Consider the following 19,933-nt stretch of genomic DNA (forward strand, 5'->3'; position numbering starts at 1 on the left):
TCGGATTGTGCCATAACGAATCCTCCTTTGGCCTTCCAATGGGTCAGGAATGCTCGGAAGTTTTCCGACTACTTTCCTTTTCCAGCGCGTCGATAAGTTCGTCTTTGGTCATCTTTGAGCGCCCGGAGATATCAAGCTTTTTGGCCTGTTCGTAAAGATGTTCCTTGGTGGCATTGGTATCAACGCCACCTGCCGTATCACGGTCAGTACTCTTGCCACCAGCTGCTTGCGCGTCGGAGTCACCTTTCTTAGGCTTGCGCTCCCAATGATCGCCCACTTTCTCATATTTTTGTTTTACGGCATCCCAGGCTGTTCGGTGTGCTCGTTCCTCATCCTGGTATTGTTCCATTGCTGAGTCATAGGTTTTTGCGAATGTGCGCTGCGCTTTCTTTGGAGATTTCCTCAGCGTTTTTGGCAATTCAGATTTTTTCGGCTGACCGGAATCCTTGGTCTTCGGCATGATCATCTGCTCCTTGCGGTCGCGATTCATGTGCACTTCACGCTAACAGCGAGTCCGCCTCTACAAAAGCCTAAGCAAATAATGGACTGCGGCGACCCAACAGAGACGCCTGGGGCTCCTGAAAGGCCGAAAAATCATGCGTTCAACAATGTTTCAATCTTTAAGAGAACTGGAAATTTCACCCGATCCACTTGAGCATACGTGACAGAAGGTTTGGCGTATTGTGCTGCTTCACAGAAGTCCAGACGTATCGGCGAAAGCTACTTGCCATGATTTCGCCAGGCTCATACCCCGCGTATGGTCTATTGAACATGAGACCGCAATGGTTAGAACCGAGGACTCAAGACAATTTGGCAACGGCAGCGACACAGCAGAACGCGCCGGCAAGGATTGGGAGCAAAGCCCATACTAGATCGGCACCTGTCGATAACGCCCGCACACAAACCGAGAGATTGTAGGTTCAAGCGCTTCATGGCTGTTTTCAAAAGTCCGCCCGTCATTTACGCTGAAACCCAAAGCACAAGAATTAAACTCATGTGCTTCATGGAAGGAGATACTCTATGTGGCTCGTCCTAATTTTAGTCGGTATCGCAATGATCGTCTTCGGCGTTCTTGTTGAAGCCGCCCAACTGTTAATTTGGCTCGGTGTAATTCTCGCAGCTGTTTCTGTCGTTCTGTGGATCGTCCGGAATGTCTCGCGGGCCGGAAAGGGTATTTGACGCTACGACCGGACGTGTTGGTTTCAAATCCTTTCAGCCGTTAAGCAAATGCACTATAACCGGTGATGTCTCTTCCCACCAATAGCGCCTGGATCGATTCGGTGCCTTCATACGTGTGAATACCTTCGATATCCGCCATGTGCTGGATCACACCGTTTGCTATCAAAATCCCGTTACCGCCCAGCATGTCACGGGCATCCGCGGCGATCCGTCGGGCAACCCGAGTGTTATTGTACTTTGCTAATGCCGCCTGGGTGGGTTGGAGTGTTCCGGCGGATTCCAGCTCCGCGATACGCACCATATATAACTGCATCGAGACCAGCTCCGACAGCATACGGGTGAGGCGTTCTTGAATCATCTGGTGTTCTGCAAGGTATTTGCCGAATTGCTTGCGCTGGGTTGCATAGGCCAGCGCGGATTCAAAGACGGCGGTTGCATGCCCTAAGGCTGACCATGCAACGCCGATGCGCGTTGCATAGAGCACTTGCGAAACATTGCAGAAGGATTTCACACCCGGGATCAGTGCGTCGGCGCGAATTTGGACGTCGTCATAGAAAATATCGGCCTGATCGATAGCACGCAACGACCCTTTATGGCGGATCGGGGTGCCGGTGTAGCCTTGGGCATCTTGCGGCACGATAAACCCACGAACCTTGGCGTGGTCTTCGGCGCCTTCGTCGTTGACCCGAGCAAAGGTGATGGTGATACCGCCTGCGGAACCGTTGCCAATCCAGCGCTTAGAGCCTCGGATGACATAGGAACCGTCGTCTTGGCGGGTGGCAGTGGTGGACAGGCCGGTGGAGTCCGACCCATGGTCCGGTTCAGTCAAGCCGAATGCTGCCGGGATCTCGACGTCGGCTATTGCTCGAATGTATTGTGCCTGTTGGTCTTCAGACCCGAACATGGCGATGGTGCGCAGCGCAAGCCCAGCTTGCACCGCAAGGATGGTGCCCAGGGAGCCGTCAACGCGTGATAGTTCCATGTTGACTAAACCGGCGGCGAGCGGTGAAATTTTCTCGATGGCTGGGTGATCGACGCCGTCATTAATCAGCCCAGCTTTGCCCATGGCCTGGGCGACTTCTAATGGATAGTGGTGGTCATTCCATCCCTGGCGCATGGTTTCGACGTGAGCTTGAGCAAAATCGCGCGCGCGTTGCCAGATGGTCCTGTCTGCTTGAGGAATGTCGGCAAAGACGCCGTAGTAGTCGATGTCTTGTGCGTCGGTGAGTTGATAAGCGGATTGTTGGTTTCCCGGAAACGATGTGGACATGAGACTTCTTTCGACAAAAGGGACAGGTGAGGCCTACGTCTCAATCTAGTCTGCTTTTGCGTACGAAAATCTAACATGAACTCTCGGTATCGGGTATCGGATACTTTGTGCAGTTCAGCGTTGTTTCTAGTAACTGGGTGAGAACCCGGTGGTATGACTGACGCCGTAGCGGTAAGCGATTTCTGCATAGATTTCGCGGTTGCGCTGGCGGATACGGCGGTTGATGAAAAAGGCGTCCACCAGCCACCAGAGGCCAAAGGTCATCCAGGTGAACAGCGTCATGGCGATACCGTAGCCGATATCGCCGAGGTAATAGCGGTGTCCTCCGATGCCACCGAGGAAGATCCACAGGACCCAGGCCACCACCGGGGACTTCTTGGCTGATTCGTATTCGGCGTTCATGGCGTGTAAGCGAGCCTGCTCAGACATTGGTCTTCCTCATTTCGTCCACGACGTGTACGTATTGTCAGTATGTCACGAAGCTAATCGGATCGGTGGAACATCCAAAGCCCGATGATGGCGCCGATTATTTTGACGGAGCCCAGGCCAATGAGCAGCCAGTGCTGGCTGGTGATGTGGCCTTCTTCTACGATGATGTTGACCACGGCAAACCCGGCAAGCAGCAGTCCGACTATGAGCGTGAATACCCACAGGACTTTGATGCCGGGGGCCTGCTTGTGCATATTAGGCGTCTTCGGCGGCCAGTTGTCCGCACGCCCCATCAATTTCCTTGCCTCGCGTGTCGCGCAAGGTGGTGGGGATGCCGGCGTCGTTGAGTCGGTCGATGAACTCTTGGGTGACCTCTGGTTCTGATGCGGTCCAGATCGAGCCGGGAGTCGGGTTCAGCGGGATTGGGTTGATGTGGGCCCAGCCGCGGCCGCGGGCGTTGATCTTTTTGGCTAAGAGATCAGCACGCCAGGCGTGATCGTTCATGTCTTTAATGAGTGCGTATTCGATCGAAACGCGGCGCCCGGTTTTCACGTAGTAGTTGAATGCGGCGTCCAGGGCTTCATCGGCGTCCCAGCGGGAGTTGACGGGAATCATTTGGTCGCGCAGCTCATTATCGGGTGCGTGCAGCGACAAGGCGAAGGTTACCGGGATGCCTTCTTCAGCCAGCTTATTAATGGCTGGGACCAGGCCGACAGTGGAGACTGTGATGTTCCGGGCAGACATGCCCAGGCCGTTTGGTGCGTCGTCAACCATGCGGTGCACGGCGTTCATGACGCGGCGGTAATTGGCTAGGGGTTCGCCCATACCCATAAACACCACGTTGGTGACGCGTTCAATATCTCGGGCACCTTCGGGTTTGCCCAGTTGTCCCTCGGCGATGATGCGGTTGGCAGCAATGATTTGCTCAACGATTTCGGCCGTCGATAGGTTGCGAGTCAGACCTGCTTGTCCAGTGGCACAGAATGGACAGTTCATACCGCACCCGGCCTGGGATGACACACACAGGGTGATGCGATTTTGGTAGCGCATCAGCACCGATTCCACCAGTACGCCGTCAAACAGTTTCCACAAGAATTTGATGGTCTGGCCGTCTTCGGTTTCAATCCGGCGGACTTCGGTCAGTAGATTCGGGAAGAACGTTTCGACTAAGTCATCGCGCTTTTCGGCCGGTAAGTCGGTCATATCGGCCGGGTCGGTCGTGTAGTGCGTGAAGTAGTGGGTCGATAACTGGCGGGCGCGGAAGGCGGGCAGGCCAAGTTCTTTGACCTTTTCCTGGCGGTCCGCCATTGACATATCAGCCAGATGTTGAGCTGGTTGTGTGACGCGCGGCTGTTTGAACTCAAGCTTCGGACGGCCATCAGCATCGGTACGTTGCGTCCAGCCTTCGGCCTTCGGTTGCACTTGCGGACGAGGTTTTTCCATGGCTGGGCGAACACCGTGCCGGGCGAGGCGAGCTCGTTCATCGCCAAGCTGTTCTACCTCGGGGTCTAAGAATTGTTTGCGCGGCGGATTCAACTTCAGACGACCAGCGCGGTCTTTCTGAGGTTTCGTCAGGCGAGTGCCGGGTTTCCGAGGAGTATAGTTCTGTGCCATCTGCCATATTGTCTCACACGGGACCGTCATATGATATTGCGTTCAGGCTAATTTGCTGGAGGCGATAGCCCAATACCGGTGACGACTATCACAATTAACGTTAGGCTTGCCTATATGACGACAATTCTTGCTTCCCGACCCGAAATCCCAGGCGAAGACTTCTCCCGTGTCGCTATGACCGAACAGACCATGCAGCTGCTCCAAAAACTGCGCGGCATGCACGGTGATCTGATGTTTCATCTCTCCGGTGGTTGTTGTGACGGTTCTTCCCCCATGTGCTATCCGGTCGGTGATTTTCGCACCGGCGGATCCGACCTGCTGTTAGGTACCTTCGAACTACCCGCAACCGATGATCTCCCCGCTACCGAACTGGGTTTCTGGGTGGCCAAACCGCATTTCGAATACCTGCGCGGCTCACACATCACTCTAGATACGGTCGATGGACGCGGTGCAGGGTTCTCGGTGGAATCACCTGAAGGAAAACGCTTCGTCATGCGGTCCACGCTGTTGCCATCATGACGGTTCTGGCGCGCGCTCATCATAATCCCGCCGACGACGCCTATCAGGCGGCCGTTGCGGCCGCCCATCAGAAACTTGTTGACGCCGTCGTTGATACCCGCCAGGTTCGTTCCGCGGTGTCAGAATCCTGGCGACGTTGCCTGAAATTGCATGATTCTCCGGAGCGGGTGATCGCCCCGAGTACCATTTCCACCACGGTGCTCGAAGAACACCGCAAGACCCATCCGATCACCGCGGTGCTTCCCATGTTAGAAACGCTGTTGGCCCCGGCCCATGACGTCGGGCTGATCACCGCGATTTCCAATACCGATGGTTACCTGCTGTGGGTTGATGGGGCACATCAAATGCGGGAGCAAGCCGAAACGATTGGCTTTGCTCCCGGTTCCGACTGGTCAGAAGAATCAATGGGAACGTCTGCGCCTGGTGCGGCACTGTCCACGGGAACGCCCGCGCAGGTCGCCGGGGCTGAACATTTTTCGCACCATGTCCACAACTTCTACTGCAGTGCCGTGCCGTTGCGGCACCCATCGGGTCGGGTGCTTGGCATATTAGATTTGACCGGTTCGGCTACTGCGGTGACCCCGTTGGCACTGGCGATGCTGTCTAATGCTGCACAAGTTATTGAGCAGTACTGGTCGACTCACACCTTCTGGCACGCTCACCAACAGCCGCCGGTGGTCGCCCCACATACGGTGTTCATCGAAGTTGCCTCGGGCAATACTGCCCGGCTCGGGAAGCTGCGCTTATCGAACCGGCACGCCGAAATTCTAACGCTACTGGACTGGCATCGCAGCGGATTATCGGCCACCCAGTTGGCTCACCTGCTCTTCGGAGATGTGGCACCCGATGAGTTGCCCACCCGTCTGACGACTGTGCGTGCCGAAATGTCTCGGTTGCGCAAGCTCCTGAGCCACTCCGGGCTGCCCATGACTGTGGAGTCGCAGCCCTACCGACTCCAGTCATCCATCACCACCGATGTCTCGGCGGCAATGCGGGCACTGCACCGCGGGGATCTGACCACCGCACTCCAGGTGGCTCCCGCCGATCTACTGCCCGGCTCAGATGCGCCCGGCGTCGTGGAATTACGCAATCATTTTGCCACCACACTGCGTGAAGCCATCCTGGCCGATGCTTCCGCCGATCAACTGTGGTCTTACCTTGGTCGCCACCAGGCGGCAGATGATGTCGAGGCTTGGCTGCTGGCACTGAAAATCTTGCCGGCGAATAGCCCCCGCAGAGCCATTGTCACCGCAACCCTGCAGCGCCTCACCGGCTAACACGGTGGGTTGCAACGTTGCTGCAACCCACCCCAACCTAGAGTGGGGCATGTCACAATGAGTTGCCCATCGGGCACGGACGACATTGCAACGCTAGGGAAAGGTATCACCATGGTCGTGTACGCAAATCCAAATACCGACGGCGCCGTCGTACATTTCAAGGATCGCTATGATCACTATATTGGCGGCGAATGGAAAGCCCCCGCCAAGGGTCAATACTTTGAAAACCCCACCCCGATTACCGGCCAGTGCTTCACCACGGTTGCCCGTGGTACCGCCGAAGACATCGAAGCCGCCCTGGATGCAGCCCATGCGGCAGCCAAAACCTGGAATAAGTCCTCCCCCACCGAACGCGCCGCGTTGTTGCTCGCCGTCGCGGACCGGATGGAAGAAAACCTGGAAAAAATCGCCGTGGCGGAGTCCTGGGATAATGGTAAAGCCGTCCGCGAGACCTTGAACGCCGATATTCCACTGGCCATCGACCACCTGCGCTATTTCGCCGGTGCGATCCGCGCCCAAGAAGGCTCGTTGTCACAGATCGACGACGATACCGTGGCCTATCACTATCACGAACCACTGGGGGTGGTCGGGCAGATCATTCCGTGGAATTTCCCGATCCTGATGGCTATCTGGAAGATTGCCCCGGCACTTGCCGGCGGAAACTGTATCGTGTTGAAACCCGCCGAGCAGACCCCGGCTTCGATCATGGTGCTGATGGAACTGGTCGGCGACCTGATTCCACCGGGTGTGCTCAACGTCGTCAACGGTTTCGGCCTGGAAGCGGGCAAACCGCTGGCCTCGTCGCCGCGCATCGGCAAGATTGCGTTCACCGGAGAAACCACCACCGGGCGCATGATCATGCAGTACGCCACCGAGAACATCATCCCGGTCTCACTGGAGTTGGGTGGTAAATCTCCGAATATCTTCTTCGGCGACGTCATGGACGCCGACGACGGCTACCTGGACAAAGCACTAGAAGGCTTCACCTTCTTCGCGCTAAACCAGGGCGAAGTCTGTACTTGTCCATCGCGCGCGCTGATTCAGGAAAGCATCGCCGATGATTTCTATGATTTGGGTATCGAACGCGTCAAGCAGATCAAACAGGGCAACCCGCTGGATACCGACACCATGATGGGTGCCCAGGCGTCGAATGACCAATTCGAAAAGATCATGTCCTACATCGACATTGGGAAACAAGGTGGCGCCGAGGTCCTGATCGGTGGCGAAGCCGTGGATCTGGGCGGCGAGCTGTCCGGCGGGTACTATGTGGCGCCAACCGTGCTGCGTGGTTCCAATGACATGCGCGTCTTCCAGGAAGAAATCTTCGGCCCGGTGGTGGCTACCACAACGTTCAAAGATTATGACGACGCCCTGTCGATTGCCAATGACACGCTCTTTGGTCTGGGTGCCGGCGTCTGGTCACGCAATGGCAACGTCGCCTACCGTGCCGGCCGCGATATTCAGGCCGGTCGCGTGTGGGTCAATAACTACCACGCCTATCCGGCACATGCTGCCTTTGGTGGCTATAAGATGTCCGGGTTTGGTCGGGAAACCCACCTGATGCTGTTGGAGGCCTACCAGCAGACCAAGAATCTGCTGGTGTCCTACTCAGAACAGCCCCAGGGCTTCTTCTAAAACCACCTGTGGTTGCCTGTTGGCCGTCGATCGCACAGATTGGCGGCCATCGTGGCGTCTGGGGGTACTCTAGCCAGACTCTGCTGCGGCGAATAGCCTTGAAATGAGCCATCCAGAGCCCTGCAGCCGCAGAACACTGGAGAAGGAAAGGCTACCTACCATGGCACAAAATGTCGCACAAAAACTGATTGATTCCCATTTAGTCAACGGAGTCCCGGAGCCTGGTCACGAAATTGGCCTGTCAATTGATCAAACACTGACCCAAGATGCCACCGGAACCATGGTCATGCTCGAGCTGGAAGCGCTGGGCTTGACCAGGATCAACACCGAACTGTCGGTACAATACGTTGATCACAATCTGTTACAAACCGATGAGAAGAACCCGGAAGACCACCTGTTTTTACAATCCGGTGCCGCCCGCTACGGTCTGTGGTTTTCCAAACCCGGTAATGGGGTATCCCATCCGGTGCACCAGGCCCGCTTCGGCCGTCCGGGCACCACCATGATCGGTTCTGATTCCCACACCTGTGCTGCCGGTGCCATTGGCATGTTGGCCATCGGGGTGGGTGGTTTAGAGATTGCAATGGCCATGGCCGGTGATCCAGTGTATTTGCAAATGCCGGAAATTTGGGGTGTGGAACTCACCGGAGAACTTCCCGACTGGGTTTCAGCCAAAGATGTGATCCTTGAGATGTTACGTCGGCACGGTGTCAAGGGCGGGGTTGGTCGGATCATTGAATACCACGGTGAAGGCCTCAACGACCTGACGGCAATGGACCGCCACGTGATAGCCAATATGGGTGCCGAACTTGGCGCCACCACCTCGGTTTTTCCTGCTGACGACGCCGTCGGAGAGTTTTTGACCGCGGTTGGTCGTCCCGAAGACTTCACCGAGCTGGTCGCGGATGAGGGTGCAAAGTATGACGTCGAGGAGCACATCGATTTATCAACGTTGGAACCGTTAATTGCCAAGCCGTCTTCGCCCGGCAACGTGGTACCGGTTCGTGAAGTCGCCGGTGAAGAGGTGTATCAGGTGGTTGTGGGATCCTCAGCAAATCCTGGGCTGCGGGATTTCGCCGTCGTCGCCGAGATACTCAAAGACCGACAAGCCCACAACCAGGTCTCTTTGGATATCAATCCCACCTCACGCGAAATTCTCCTGGACCTGACCAAAGGCGGTTGGACATTTGATTTGATCAGTTCTGGGGCTCGTCTGCATCAGTCCGGGTGTATGGGATGCATTGGTATGGGGCAGGCTCCGGCGGTGGGACGAAATAGTTTGCGCACCGTGCCACGCAACTTCCCGGGGCGGTCAGGAACCGATGAGGACTCCGTGTGGTTGTGTTCACCAGAAACAGCCGCCGCAGCCGCACTGACCGGGCGGATCACCGATCCGCGAGACCTTGAGCTGGACTACCCTACGGTCCAGCTGCCAACCTTCTACAGCCTGAACACCGAAATGCTCGTGCCGCCCCTCGCCGAGCAGGATGCGCAAGAGGTCGAGTTGGTTAAGGGGACGAATATCAAATCCTTGCCTGAGTTCGATGAGTTGCCGGATGATATGGATCTGCCCGTGTTGTTGCGCGTGGGCGATAATATTTCGACCGATGAGATCATGCCGGCTGGTTCCCGGGTCTTGCCGTTTCGCAGTAATATCCCGGCAATCGCAGAGTTTGTCTATATTCAGGTCGATGACACTTATCCCGCACGAGCTCAAGAGCTCGGTTCGGGGCACGCAATTGTTGGCGGTGAGAATTACGGTCAAGGATCGTCGCGGGAGCACGCGGTGATTGCGCCTCGCTACCTTGGTTTGCGGGTCGTTCTTGCTAAATCTTTCGCACGGATTCACTGGCAGAACCTGGCGAATTTCTGCGTCCTCCCCTTAGAGTTTGTGGATCCTGAAGACTACCTGCGGATCGAAGATAACGCTGTGCTCAGTTTCCGGGGGCTTCACGAGTCGCTACGACGCGGCAACGACATAACGGCCATGTTGGAAGGTAAGCCACTGAAGTTGCGGCACAAGTTGTCGGACCGTCAAGTGGAAATGGTGCTGCTTGGGGGTCGTATTCCGCAACGTGCCGCTCAGGATACTTCCGCCCAGCCTCGTGAGGAAATCAAACCAGCTCAACCTGAGGGCTGATCTAGTGTGTTCTGTATTAGGACTGTTCGTTGTCGTCGTCATCCATGGGGATAGCAATGTGCTGATCGACCCAGTCGGCCTCGCTGACCGTGGCTGGTTTGGGAGTTTTCGGCAGGATCGGCTGCTCGTCGTCGTGCTCATCGGTAGCCAACTGTTCGGCGAGTTCTTCTTCGGGAATTTCTGAATGCGGTTTCTTGTGATTGGCAGGCATAACCAGTCACTCCTTTCGCTGGGTTCTTAGCTTTGCACTGTTGGTTTGAAGATTCAAGATCATGTGCACTGCGTCGAGCCGAAGCGACCATCACTCTACTGCGGTGCGACTTGGAAAGTCTGTGGAGCCGCTGCTCGTTGCGTGTCGTTCATTAACATTTTACTTGCCCCGTGACCTGCAGCATGGTAGATCAGAGGTACAGCGGTTTCACTAACTTGTGATCCGCACCCGACGTGGTACGACGTCGAAGATTGAACGTCTGTTCCGCATAGCATTCGACTCGCACACCTAGCACTCCCCTGACGACATACCCCAGTCAGCTGCTTTGTATACAACCTCACATGGTCAATACTCGGGAAAGGAGACATTCGATGCGATCCACCATATTTAACTTCCTCTCGCAAGAGCCCGTTACCTCTTCAGCTCAAGTGCCGGATGGCCAGGATGATTTCGATTGGATTAGTGTCAGCGAAACACCCTGTTAATTCGAAAACCGTCGTCTATTCCTAACGCCGCGGCCCAGTATTTGGGATCCGCGGCGTTTGTGATCTGTATTCTGGTCGTCGAGCGGACTACGCTAGTGCAGGTGAGCCAACGGAAAATCTTTTATACTTCTGATATTTACGATGCATTCGAAGAGGAAGTCGCATCCCTGGATCTCCAGTTGCAATCACTCGGCCAGCATCGCCAGTTTCACGGTCGCATTCGGACCGTGCAATGTCTGCACGACAACGGTTTAGTCAAAGCCATTGCCAATGAACCGGGCGAGGGCCAGGTGCTTGTTGTGGATGGTGGCGGTAGCCTGCGTTCGGCTTTGATGGGTGGCAACATCGCTAAAGCATTTGCTGATAATGGCTGGGCTGGGGTTATCATTCACGGTGCGATTCGTGACCGGCATGAAATAGCAGCGCTCCCCCTCGGGGTGAAGGCGCTCGGTTCGAATCCACGAAAATCTGCCAAGGACGGCATTGGGGTTCGCGATATTACCGTGACGATAGGCAACGTCGATTTCATTCCCTATGCCACGGTGTACGCAGATGAAGACGGCGTCATCGTTGATGCGCGCGCATCATAGACACGAACCAATATTGTGCAGGCTCGTGTCTATGATGGATTTAGGCTGCCTTAGCCCATGTGACGTCGACGCTGGGCCATCCAATATCGACCCCTAAGTTGTCTGGTGGTGGGTCGCTGTTCCAGTATTTGATCTCGGATAGTGGTGGCCGGGTCTCTACGGTGTAGGAGTGTCCGGTTGGGGTGGTGACGGTGAGTTCATCTGGGGTGCCGGTGTAGGTCCATCCGCGGTTTTCTTTGCGTTGGTTACAGCGTCGACACAGTCCGGTGGCATTATTCCAACTGGTAGCGCCTCCGTCAGCTCTGCGGTGGCGGTGATCAGATTCTTGGCACGGGCCGTTACACCATGGGGTGGCACAGGTGTCCTCACGGATTTTGAGCATTTTAGCTAACCCGTCGGGGAACCGACGGCGGGTGGATTCCATTGCCACCAGCTGCCCATCAGCAGGGCGGGTGTACAGCCGGCGGATAAATGTTGCCGCCGCCGGGTCAGACAGCCAGTGTTTGATCATTTCAGCGGGTAGTGGCCCATGACCGGGAATCCAGGCAGGTAGATCGTCACCACCAAATAATGTGGTGTCATGCATCAGCACAACGACTTCTCCGGTGACTGCCTCAGCGGTGGTTTGCCCGGTGAGTAGCTCGACGAAAATATCGGCCATCACCTGATCCCGGGTTAGCGGTTGTCCCTGGGCGTCAAGCGTCTCACCGGCAGCGATCCGTTGATTCGCAAGCTTACTCAGGGTGTCCATGACCGCTACACCCTGATGGGTAGGCAGTTCTGCGGTGACATATACCTGGCCATCAGCAGCAGGGTCGGTATAGACCCGTCTGCCACGTTTATTAGCTTCAGCACGCTGCTCACTTGCCTGTCGGTCTAACCTGTAGGCGTGGCCTTGTACCAAGTTCCGTAACTGCGCACTCGAAGCCCGGCCCAATCGGCCGGCAATGGCCGCATCAATGGCTCGTCGATGGTCATCCGCTAGATGATTCGTCTGCTGGGCGACCAGTCGGGCATGATACTCACTGACGACACCTTCTGATAACGCAGCCAAAGTGTGTGGCAACACGGTATGCAAGGCAATCGCCGTATGGGTCAGTGCCGCACCCACATACGGCGATTCTCCCCTGGCCAATCCAACTTCGGCCTCAATACCCTTGAGCTGCAAAGACGTCGGTACGCCCAACTGACACTCGCGGGCTTTGCGACGTTGCGTAAACTGATACGTATCTTCAGATTGCACAGCAGCCAGCATCCGCTTTGCCTGTTCCACACCTTGCAGTCGATCAATACAGGCCTCTTCGGAATCCCCCTCCGGAAGACCGGCCAGTAACGAAATCACGTCCTGAACCGTAGCTTTTGGCTTTTCCCGCGTATCCATACACCAACTCTAACCAAAGGGTAGGACACTGTAAGCAACACACCACCGACCATCGAACACCACCACTGACAACACAACCCTGTGGAAAACGAGGATTTCAAATGCTACTTTGTGGTATTAGCCCCGTTCCAATGCTGCATAGACTCCTTGCCCCAGAACTCATTGCCAGGTGACCTGGGTTATGCTGTCGAAGTGAGCACAATATTCACCGATATCACCCCGTTGAAAGTCAGTCGAGACTATCGCAGGCTATGGATCGGCAATTCGTTATCGGCCATTGGTACCCAACTGACCCTGGTGGCTGTGTCGCTGGAGATTTTCGCTCTGACGGGGTCCTCTGCATACGTCGGTTTGCTGGGTGCTTTTGCGCTTCTTCCACTAATCATCACCGGACTCTATGGTGGCGCGATTGCAGACCATGTTGACCGGCGCAAAGTCGCTTTGTATTCTGCGCTGATACTCTGGTTGACCACGGTTGCGATTTGTCTGCACGCGTGGTTAGGTATCGAAAATATCTGGCTGCTCTACGGTCTAATCGCCGTTCATTCTGGTGCCTCCGGGATTAACCAACCGACTCGCGGGGCCATCATTCCAGCGTTAGTCGGCACGGAACTGCTCGCCTCAGCTAATGCCTTGAATATGCTGTCCATGTCGATTTCTATGATGTTGGGGCCGCTGTTGGCCGGTGGGCTGGTCGCCACGATCGGGTATTCCTGGACCTACACGATTGACGCCGTCACCTTCTTGCTCACGCTCTATGCGGTCTACCGGTTGCCAGCGCTACCACCGGTCCACCCGGAGGGCCAAGCACCCACAGATCGCAAAGTTGGGCTGCGCTCTGTGTGGGAGGGTTTCCGCTTCTTAGCCACCCGCAAGAATCTGCGCATGACGTTCATCCTGGACATCATCGCCATGGCAACGGCCTTCCCGCGCGCCGTCCTGCCGGCTATGGGTGTGCTGATCATCGGATCCAGCTACGCCCAAGGGATCAATGGGTCGACAGATGACCCAGCGGAACTTATCACAGGCTTACTGCTGGCAGGAATTGCGGCCGGGGCCTTTATCGCCGGACTGTTTTCTGGAACCTTCACCCGCATCACCGCACAAGGCAAAGCCGTCTACTGGTCAATTGTGGTGTGGGGAGTGTCCATTGCCCTGTTCGGGCTGTTCGGTTGGCTGGCCATTCGTAGCGCAGCCAACGGCGAGCCCAGCCTGGTGTTGTTGTGCGCAGCTGTGGCGATGCTCATGGTGGCCGGGGCGGCCGATTCAGTATCTGGGATTTTCCGCAACACGATCCTGCAGACCGCTACGCCAGATCATCTGCGCGGTCGGTTACAGGGGGTGTTCATCGTTGTGGTTGCCGGTGGTCCCAGGGTAGGCGAAATGCTTACCGGTGCGGTCTCGGCTGGGATTGGTGAGGCCGTCACGATGATGCTGGGTGGTCTGTTATGCGTTTTCGCCGCGACACTGGCGGTGCGCCTGGTACCAGGGTTCTTGCGTTATGACGCTCGCACTCCGGTTGCATAGTCACACCCGCAACATGATCGTCAGGTTGCACCTGCATCATCCCTCGGGCTGAGATCGCCTACCGCAGGTTGACGATTCAACTGCCTGCACTCGAGTGACGATTCACCATGGGTTTCGAACAAAGATGGATAGCAGATCGGCGACAACAGGTCACCGACACACTCATTCAAGGAGAATCCATGAACACCACGTTGACCCCAATATTCGGTCGCGAATTGACAGACGACGAACTGGCAACCTTCCACGGCGGCTACTGCGACATCACCATTAGTCGAGATAACAACGGCAGAGTCACCGGAGTGTCCCACAAAGGCACCAGCTGTGGCGCAGTCACAGTGATCGTAAACGCTTAACGCAAGGAGCCACCATGACACAAAATATCCTCACGCTCGGGCAATCGCTGAATGACGTCGATCTCGCGTCTTTCTACGGTGCAAGTGATTCTGGCAAATGCGTTGTGACCATCTCCAACGGTTCTGGAGAGGTCACCATGACCGGCAACTGTAAAGGCGTCACGGTGAAAGAACAATGAAAACCCACACTGTTACTCACTACCTGGGACGTTCCTTATCGGACACCGAATTGGCGGCCTTTGCCGGCGGCGTCACCGAGGGCGGCTGCATTCCTGATCCGATGCAAGAAGCGCTGAAAAAACTGCAGGGCAACCAAACCGGCACGTTAGTTCAATAACAAAGCCACCACCCATGGTTTCACGGGTCCGAGGCGAAGATTTCGGGCCCGTGAAACCACCCATTTTTCTGCACCATAAACGAGGAAAGTTCATGTCCCGTGTACCAATCGTGTTACAAACCGCAGAAACTGACTGCGGCCCGGCCTGCCTGACGGCGATGTTACGAGCGCAAAGACACCGCGTTACCTTGACCGATCTGCGAGCAGATATGGATCCGGGACGCGACGGCTCATCCGGGGTCGTGATGCGCCGTACCGGTCAGCGCTGGGGCCTGCCACTGCAAGCCCAGTTGGTGGACCCACAGGATCTGGGCCAACGCATCCACGAGATACCGCTGCCTTTCGTCTTGCATCTGACCCGACAGCACTACGTCGTCGTCGATAAAATTCGGCGCGACCACGTTGAAGTCATGGATCCAGCTGTTGGGCGCCGCCGATTATCCAGGTCCCAAATCACCGAAGAATCCAGCGGTCTGGTGTTATTCCTCGGAAACCTCGATGCCAATGACGACGACGCCCCACCCCCAGCGATGCTCACAGAGAAGCAACCACCCGGTGTTTTAGCCACTGTTCTGCGCGGGGTTCGTGGTGAACTCGCCCGTGCCGGTTTGTTGTCCCTGTTATTGGCGGTCGGTGGGTTAGCTTTGCCTGTCACCACGGCACTTATTGTCGACGCGCTGGTTGCCGACGCCGTTGAACAGCACCGGTGGTTGGCCATCGGGATGGCCCTAGCCTTGGCCATTGGTTTGCTCACCCTGATAAGAAACTGGGTTTTAGCAACCCTGCAGCGGCGTATGGCGGGGCACCTGAGCATCAGTGTTGCCACGACCCTGTTTTCCCGAAATCTGAAATTCTTTGACCGACGATCCGTCGGAGATCTCTTTGGTCGGGTTGAATCAGCCCATGCAATCCATGCACTGTTAAGCGTGGCCCTTCTAGGGGCGGGGCTCGATGCGCTGCTGACGGTCGGCTATCTCATCGCGCTTATGGTCATGGCCCCTCCGCTGGCCGCTGTGACCACCGGCATAATTGTGCTGTGTCTGGTCATCTCCGGAATGGTTGCCAAACGCAGCGCCAATTTACGGCGCGAAGAAATTCTGGTTACCGCCGATTCCTCAACGCTGTTGGTCGACGGGATCGACGGAATGACCACGCTGCGCGCCTACGGTGCCGAATCGTCAATGCTCGCTCAATGGCAGCAGCTGCTCGATCGACGGTTAGATCTGACACGCTGCCGAGCACGACTCAACGCCCTGTCGATGGCGTTATTGGCCGCCATGGCAGTGGCCACGCCTCTGATCATTCTCGTCATGGCAACCTCGCCAGCGGTAGCACATTCCAGCGCCTTTGGTCAGATCGCCCCGGGAACGGCGCTGGGGCTCATGGCGCTTGCTACCGCGACGCTTACACCGGTTGCCTCGTTGGCAACCCAATTGGTTGAAGCCGCAGATCTGCGGCCGCTACTTGATCGGGTGCAAGACCTCACCATGGCTGCACCCGAACGCTCCGGAGGCAACCACCCCGGCGAACTCACCGGTAGTATTACCCTCGACAACGTCACTTTCAAACACGAACGCTACGGCCGCGAGATTCTACATGGCATTACCGCCCAGGTCCCAGCCGGTTCTACCGTGTGTATTCTGGGTCCAACCGGATGCGGCAAGACCACACTGGCTCAAATTATGGCGGGGATGCACTCCCCGACTGAAGGTCGGGTGCTGGTCGATGGCAACGACGTCGAAACCCTGGATCCCGGGGCGTTTCGGGCCCAGGTGGGCGTCGTCTTCCAGGACTCTTGGACGCCCGCCGGCACAATTCGTGAAGCCATCCTGGTCTCCCGCACCGGCTACACGGACGAAGACATTTGGCGTGCGCTGTTTCACGCCCAGTTAGCTCAAGACATTCTGGCGCTGCCCATGGGACTGGATACCCGACTCGGCTCCGGTGGTTCCGGGCTGTCCGGTGGACAACGCCAACGCCTGGCCCTGGCACGTGCACTGCTGGGTGAACCAAAGATCCTGATTCTGGACGAGCCCACCAGCGCGCTGGACGGGGACACGGAACGCGCCATCGAAGCCGCACTGGTCGAACTGCATATTACCCGGATCATCGTTACCCACCGGCTGTCCATTGCCACTGCGGCCGACCAACTATGGGTCATACACGACGGCAAACTCGTAGAATCCGGTGCACCGGCCGAATTGGCGGTCAGTGGCGGCTGGTACGCCAAACTCTTGGAAGCTCATTCGACGTCATCCCAACAGTTGACCTGAGATACGCCACTGGGATGATGACCTGGGCCATAGCGCCGTGTCATGATACTGACATCATTTCACGTCACCCTACGGAGGAATCATGTCCCAGCAGTCACCCCAACAGCGTGCCGAAGCCTATAGAGTCACTCTCGATCACGGCATTGATCTTGTCGGATGGGGTATCCGCGCCGATACCGTTGTCGTCCAGGCCAGCGGCTTGACCACACCGATCACCGTGACCATCGGCGACCAGAACATCGAAGTCGCCGAAGTCTTTACTGCCGACGGCGTCGACGGTTTTTCCATGCCGTTGACCGCACTTGAACTCCCCGAGGGCAGCCTCAAGATCCAAGGCGAAGCCATGCCACCACACATGCTGGACCAGCAACAATCACCTGATGAACCCATGGGCGCCAGAACATTCTTCTGGTGCCTCGTCTTCCCGAGGATGCGTGGGTGCCGCTAACACAACGCTTCTGGCTGCGGTTACTACTAACCGCCGCGGTCTTTGTTCTCGACGCCCTGGTCTGGGGCGGCGATACCCGGTTAATCACCGGCAACTATCTCCCCGTCTGGCTGGTTGTCGGCATCGGTGCGCTCGGGTACAGTTGCCTGCTCATCGCCGTCTCGCCGGTCCCGGGATATATCGCGATGCTGATCCTCAGTGTTTGTGGTCTATTCTTACCGGCCGCTGAAAGTTTCGCCGGTTTTCTCCTGGCACTGTTTTGGATAGCGCGGCTCTCGCAACGACGTCGCGCGTGGTTCGCTCTAGCCTGGGCAGCATTGCCATTAGCCATTAATGTCTATACCGGCCGCACGTTCCACCCCGATGCCCCGCTGTCATTGACACTGATCAATACCGGGTTGTGGCTGGTATTGATCATCGGGGTCTGGATTGCCGGCCGAGCCCTGGCACGCACCCATAATCGACTGACCACCGAGCGCCAGTGGGCCGAAGCCGCAACCGAAGAAGCTCGCGCCATGGAGCGGGTGCGCATCAGCCGCGACCTCCACGATACGGTGGCCCATTCACTGACCGGAATCCTGCTGCAGGTGGCCGGACTCCGTGCGGCCCACAAGAACCCCGAGGCCACAACCGATATTGACGGCGTACTGGCCGATATCCAAATCACCGCGGAACAAAGCATGCGCGAACTCCACCGACTCTTAGGCATACTGCGCGCCCCGGACAACGGCACGGATGGTTCCAGACCCCACGGCCTGGCCGATGTCGGTGCGTTAATCACCGCCGCCCAAGCCTCGGGGCTCGCCGTCACCACCGAAACCACCGGCACCCCGGTCACCTTGGACCCGAGCCTGGAGCACGCAGTCTACCGGGTCATCCAAGAGGGCCTATCCAATGCGATGAAGCACGCCGGTGAGGGCGCTGAAGTAGAAATCACCCAGGACTGGGCGCCGAACCAGTTGACGGTGAGCATCCGGTCCACCAGCGGCGTCATGACCACCAAACCCGTCTCGGGTGGCTTTGGGCTGGTGGGTCTGCGCGAGCGTATCGGCGTCTCCGGTGGCACCATGCACCATGGCCCCACCCCAACCGGGTATCTGCTGCAAGTCAGCCTGCCCACCGCCCAGACCCACGTTCGTTTGAACACCTTCGGAGATGCTTCATGACCACCACCGTGATGATCGTTGATGACCAACCGATGGTCCGGGCCGGGCTGACCATGCTGCTCAACGCCGAAACCGACCTGGAAGTCATCGGCGAGGCCGAATCCGGCAACCAAGCCCTGCAGCTGGCGCGCCAGTTACGCCCAGATGTGGTGCTCATGGACGTGCGTATGCCCGGAATGGACGGGGTCACAGCAACCCAGCACCTGGTCCAGGAATCCCAAGACAACCCGAACCGGCTGATCAAAGTGCTCATTATGACGACGTTCGATGACGAGGACGTCGTGGTCGGGGCACTGCAAGCTGGCGCTTCGGGGTATCTGCTCAAACATGCCTCGCCCACCGAAATTGCCGATGCAATCCGTCGCGTACTAGCCGGGGATACCTGGCTGGATGCCACCGCAGCCACCCGTCTGGTTGACCGGCTGCGAGCGCGCTCCCAAGACACCACGGATCTGGGGGCTTTGTTGACGCCACGGGAACAAGAAGTGCTGCGCTATGTGGCCGCAGGGTATTCCAATCACGAAATTCGCGACCGACTGGTGCTCAGCGAAGCCACCGTCAAAACCCACGTATCACGCATCTTATTAAAAACCGGCTCACGAGATCGCGCCGCCGTCGTCGCCCTGGCATATCGCAGCGGGTTCGTGGCACCTGATGATCCGCTGCCACAGTGAGTCATCCGACCGGGGTATGACACTTACCGTTACGGGCTGATGTCTTCTGGCCCGGCGGCGGGCATGCTGGAGATAGCGCTGCACCGCAGCCGCCACCATCACCAACCTCAAGGAGTCCACATGAAGCTATCTCGACTTCGCGTACTATCTGCGATTGCCGCCGTCGGACTGTTATTCAGCGCGGCCCCAGCACACGCAACCGATGCCAAACCCGATCCGTCGGCACCCATCATCGTCAAACCGGATCCATCCGATCGCATCCCGCACCCGCGGCCACCGCGGATCCCACCGTGCCCAAGCAAACCGGCCCCTCCGGGCTGGGCGGTGCCGCTGTACTGTGAAATCGGACCAATCATTCCAATTCCTGGACCACCCCGGGAGATCATCCCAGGTCCGGTGGTTCCAGGACCGATTGTGCCGGCGGA

20 protein-coding genes and 1 pseudogene are annotated in these 19,933 nt (G+C 57.1%); 14 read left to right on the forward strand and 7 right to left on the reverse strand.

Annotated elements, in window-relative coordinates; all coding sequences use genetic code 11:
* Positions 1 to 43: 43 nt before the first annotated feature.
* The 5 genes from K8V32_RS09945 to rlmN all read right to left on the reverse strand — a co-directional run bounded on the left by K8V32_RS09945 (position 44) and on the right by rlmN (position 4,321).
* Positions 44 to 490 carry a ChaB family protein gene (locus tag K8V32_RS09945; RefSeq protein WP_524536727.1) on the reverse strand — a complete coding sequence of 149 codons (447 nt, stop codon included), beginning with the start codon at positions 488 to 490 and terminating at the stop codon, positions 44 to 46.
* Positions 491 to 1,219: 729 nt separating this feature from the next.
* Positions 1,220 to 2,449: an acyl-CoA dehydrogenase family protein gene (locus K8V32_RS09950; protein WP_303906622.1), complete on the reverse strand. Its 1,230-nt coding sequence runs from the start codon at positions 2,447 to 2,449 to the stop codon at positions 1,220 to 1,222.
* Positions 2,450 to 2,575: 126 nt separating this feature from the next.
* Positions 2,576 to 2,878, reverse strand: coding sequence for a TM2 domain-containing protein (locus K8V32_RS09955; RefSeq protein ID WP_303906625.1), 303 nt, complete (start codon positions 2,876 to 2,878; stop codon positions 2,576 to 2,578).
* 53 nt (positions 2,879 to 2,931) lie between these two features.
* Positions 2,932 to 3,132, reverse strand: a complete 201-nt coding sequence (locus tag K8V32_RS09960; protein ID WP_303906628.1) for a hypothetical protein — start codon at positions 3,130 to 3,132, stop codon at positions 2,932 to 2,934.
* Position 3,133: 1 nt separating this feature from the next.
* On the reverse strand, positions 3,134 to 4,321 hold the full coding sequence (gene rlmN / locus K8V32_RS09965) for a dual-specificity RNA methyltransferase RlmN (RefSeq protein ID WP_524536728.1): 1,188 nt from the start codon (positions 4,319 to 4,321) through the stop codon (positions 3,134 to 3,136).
* Between the two features lie 285 nt (positions 4,322 to 4,606).
* Here rlmN and K8V32_RS09970 point away from each other — a divergent pair, with 285 nt between their 5' ends.
* The 4 genes from K8V32_RS09970 to K8V32_RS09985 all read left to right on the forward strand — a co-directional run bounded on the left by K8V32_RS09970 (position 4,607) and on the right by K8V32_RS09985 (position 10,063).
* On the forward strand, positions 4,607 to 5,011 hold the full coding sequence (locus K8V32_RS09970; protein WP_303906634.1) for a DUF779 domain-containing protein: 405 nt from the start codon (positions 4,607 to 4,609) through the stop codon (positions 5,009 to 5,011).
* Positions 5,008 to 6,288, forward strand: a complete 1,281-nt coding sequence (locus K8V32_RS09975; protein ID WP_303906639.1) for a GAF domain-containing protein — start codon at positions 5,008 to 5,010, stop codon at positions 6,286 to 6,288. The genes K8V32_RS09970 and K8V32_RS09975 overlap by 4 nt, the downstream gene beginning before the upstream one ends.
* A gap of 111 nt (positions 6,289 to 6,399) precedes the next feature.
* Positions 6,400 to 7,923 (forward strand): acetaldehyde dehydrogenase ExaC, encoded by a 1,524-nt coding sequence (exaC, locus tag K8V32_RS09980; protein WP_303906680.1) that lies wholly within the window; start codon positions 6,400 to 6,402, stop codon positions 7,921 to 7,923.
* 160 nt (positions 7,924 to 8,083) lie between these two features.
* On the forward strand, positions 8,084 to 10,063 hold the full coding sequence (locus K8V32_RS09985) for an aconitate hydratase (RefSeq protein WP_303906642.1): 1,980 nt from the start codon (positions 8,084 to 8,086) through the stop codon (positions 10,061 to 10,063).
* Between the two features lie 16 nt (positions 10,064 to 10,079).
* Here K8V32_RS09985 and K8V32_RS09990 read toward each other — a convergent pair whose 3' ends face one another.
* Entirely contained in the window at positions 10,080 to 10,274 is a 195-nt protein-coding gene (locus K8V32_RS09990) for an Rv3202a family protein (RefSeq protein ID WP_303906645.1), read from the reverse strand.
* A gap of 586 nt (positions 10,275 to 10,860) precedes the next feature.
* Between K8V32_RS09990 and rraA the strand changes: the two genes are divergently transcribed.
* Complete coding sequence (gene rraA, locus K8V32_RS09995) at positions 10,861 to 11,349, forward strand: ribonuclease E activity regulator RraA (protein ID WP_303906648.1); 489 nt, start codon at positions 10,861 to 10,863, stop codon at positions 11,347 to 11,349.
* 40 nt (positions 11,350 to 11,389) lie between these two features.
* On the opposite strand, the gene K8V32_RS10000 is transcribed toward rraA, so the two are convergent.
* Positions 11,390 to 12,730, reverse strand: a complete 1,341-nt coding sequence (locus K8V32_RS10000) for an HNH endonuclease (RefSeq protein WP_303906651.1) — start codon at positions 12,728 to 12,730, stop codon at positions 11,390 to 11,392.
* A gap of 192 nt (positions 12,731 to 12,922) precedes the next feature.
* Here K8V32_RS10000 and K8V32_RS10005 point away from each other — a divergent pair, with 192 nt between their 5' ends.
* The 9 genes and pseudogenes from K8V32_RS10005 to K8V32_RS10045 form a co-directional block, all read left to right on the forward strand.
* Positions 12,923 to 14,257, forward strand: a complete 1,335-nt coding sequence (locus K8V32_RS10005; protein ID WP_303906654.1) for an MFS transporter — start codon at positions 12,923 to 12,925, stop codon at positions 14,255 to 14,257.
* Positions 14,258 to 14,436: 179 nt separating this feature from the next.
* Entirely contained in the window at positions 14,437 to 14,610 is a 174-nt protein-coding gene (locus tag K8V32_RS10010) for a hypothetical protein (protein ID WP_303906657.1), read from the forward strand.
* Between the two features lie 14 nt (positions 14,611 to 14,624).
* Positions 14,625 to 14,789, forward strand: a complete 165-nt coding sequence (locus K8V32_RS10015; RefSeq protein ID WP_303906660.1) for a hypothetical protein — start codon at positions 14,625 to 14,627, stop codon at positions 14,787 to 14,789.
* Entirely contained in the window at positions 14,786 to 14,947 is a 162-nt protein-coding gene (locus K8V32_RS10020; RefSeq protein WP_303906662.1) for a hypothetical protein, read from the forward strand. Before K8V32_RS10015 ends, K8V32_RS10020 begins: the two co-directional genes overlap by 4 nt.
* A gap of 92 nt (positions 14,948 to 15,039) precedes the next feature.
* The gene (locus K8V32_RS10025) at positions 15,040 to 17,220 is read left to right on the forward strand and encodes a peptidase domain-containing ABC transporter (RefSeq protein WP_303906665.1); all 2,181 of its coding nucleotides are present in this window, start codon (positions 15,040 to 15,042) and stop codon (positions 17,218 to 17,220) included.
* An 82-nt stretch (positions 17,221 to 17,302) separates the two neighbouring features.
* Positions 17,303 to 17,668 carry a hypothetical protein gene (locus K8V32_RS10030; protein ID WP_303906668.1) on the forward strand — a complete coding sequence of 122 codons (366 nt, stop codon included), beginning with the start codon at positions 17,303 to 17,305 and terminating at the stop codon, positions 17,666 to 17,668.
* On the forward strand, positions 17,659 to 18,834 hold the full coding sequence (locus K8V32_RS10035; RefSeq protein WP_303906671.1) for a sensor histidine kinase: 1,176 nt from the start codon (positions 17,659 to 17,661) through the stop codon (positions 18,832 to 18,834). The genes K8V32_RS10030 and K8V32_RS10035 overlap by 10 nt, the downstream gene beginning before the upstream one ends.
* Complete coding sequence (locus K8V32_RS10040) at positions 18,831 to 19,508, forward strand: response regulator (RefSeq protein ID WP_303906674.1); 678 nt, start codon at positions 18,831 to 18,833, stop codon at positions 19,506 to 19,508. The genes K8V32_RS10035 and K8V32_RS10040 overlap by 4 nt, the downstream gene beginning before the upstream one ends.
* A gap of 120 nt (positions 19,509 to 19,628) precedes the next feature.
* A pseudogene (locus tag K8V32_RS10045) lies at positions 19,629 to 19,933 on the forward strand (hypothetical protein); the annotation flags it as partial.

Source organism: Enteractinococcus helveticum (assembly GCF_020742345.1).
Classification (GTDB): Bacteria; Actinomycetota; Actinomycetes; order Actinomycetales; family Micrococcaceae; genus Yaniella; species Yaniella helvetica_A.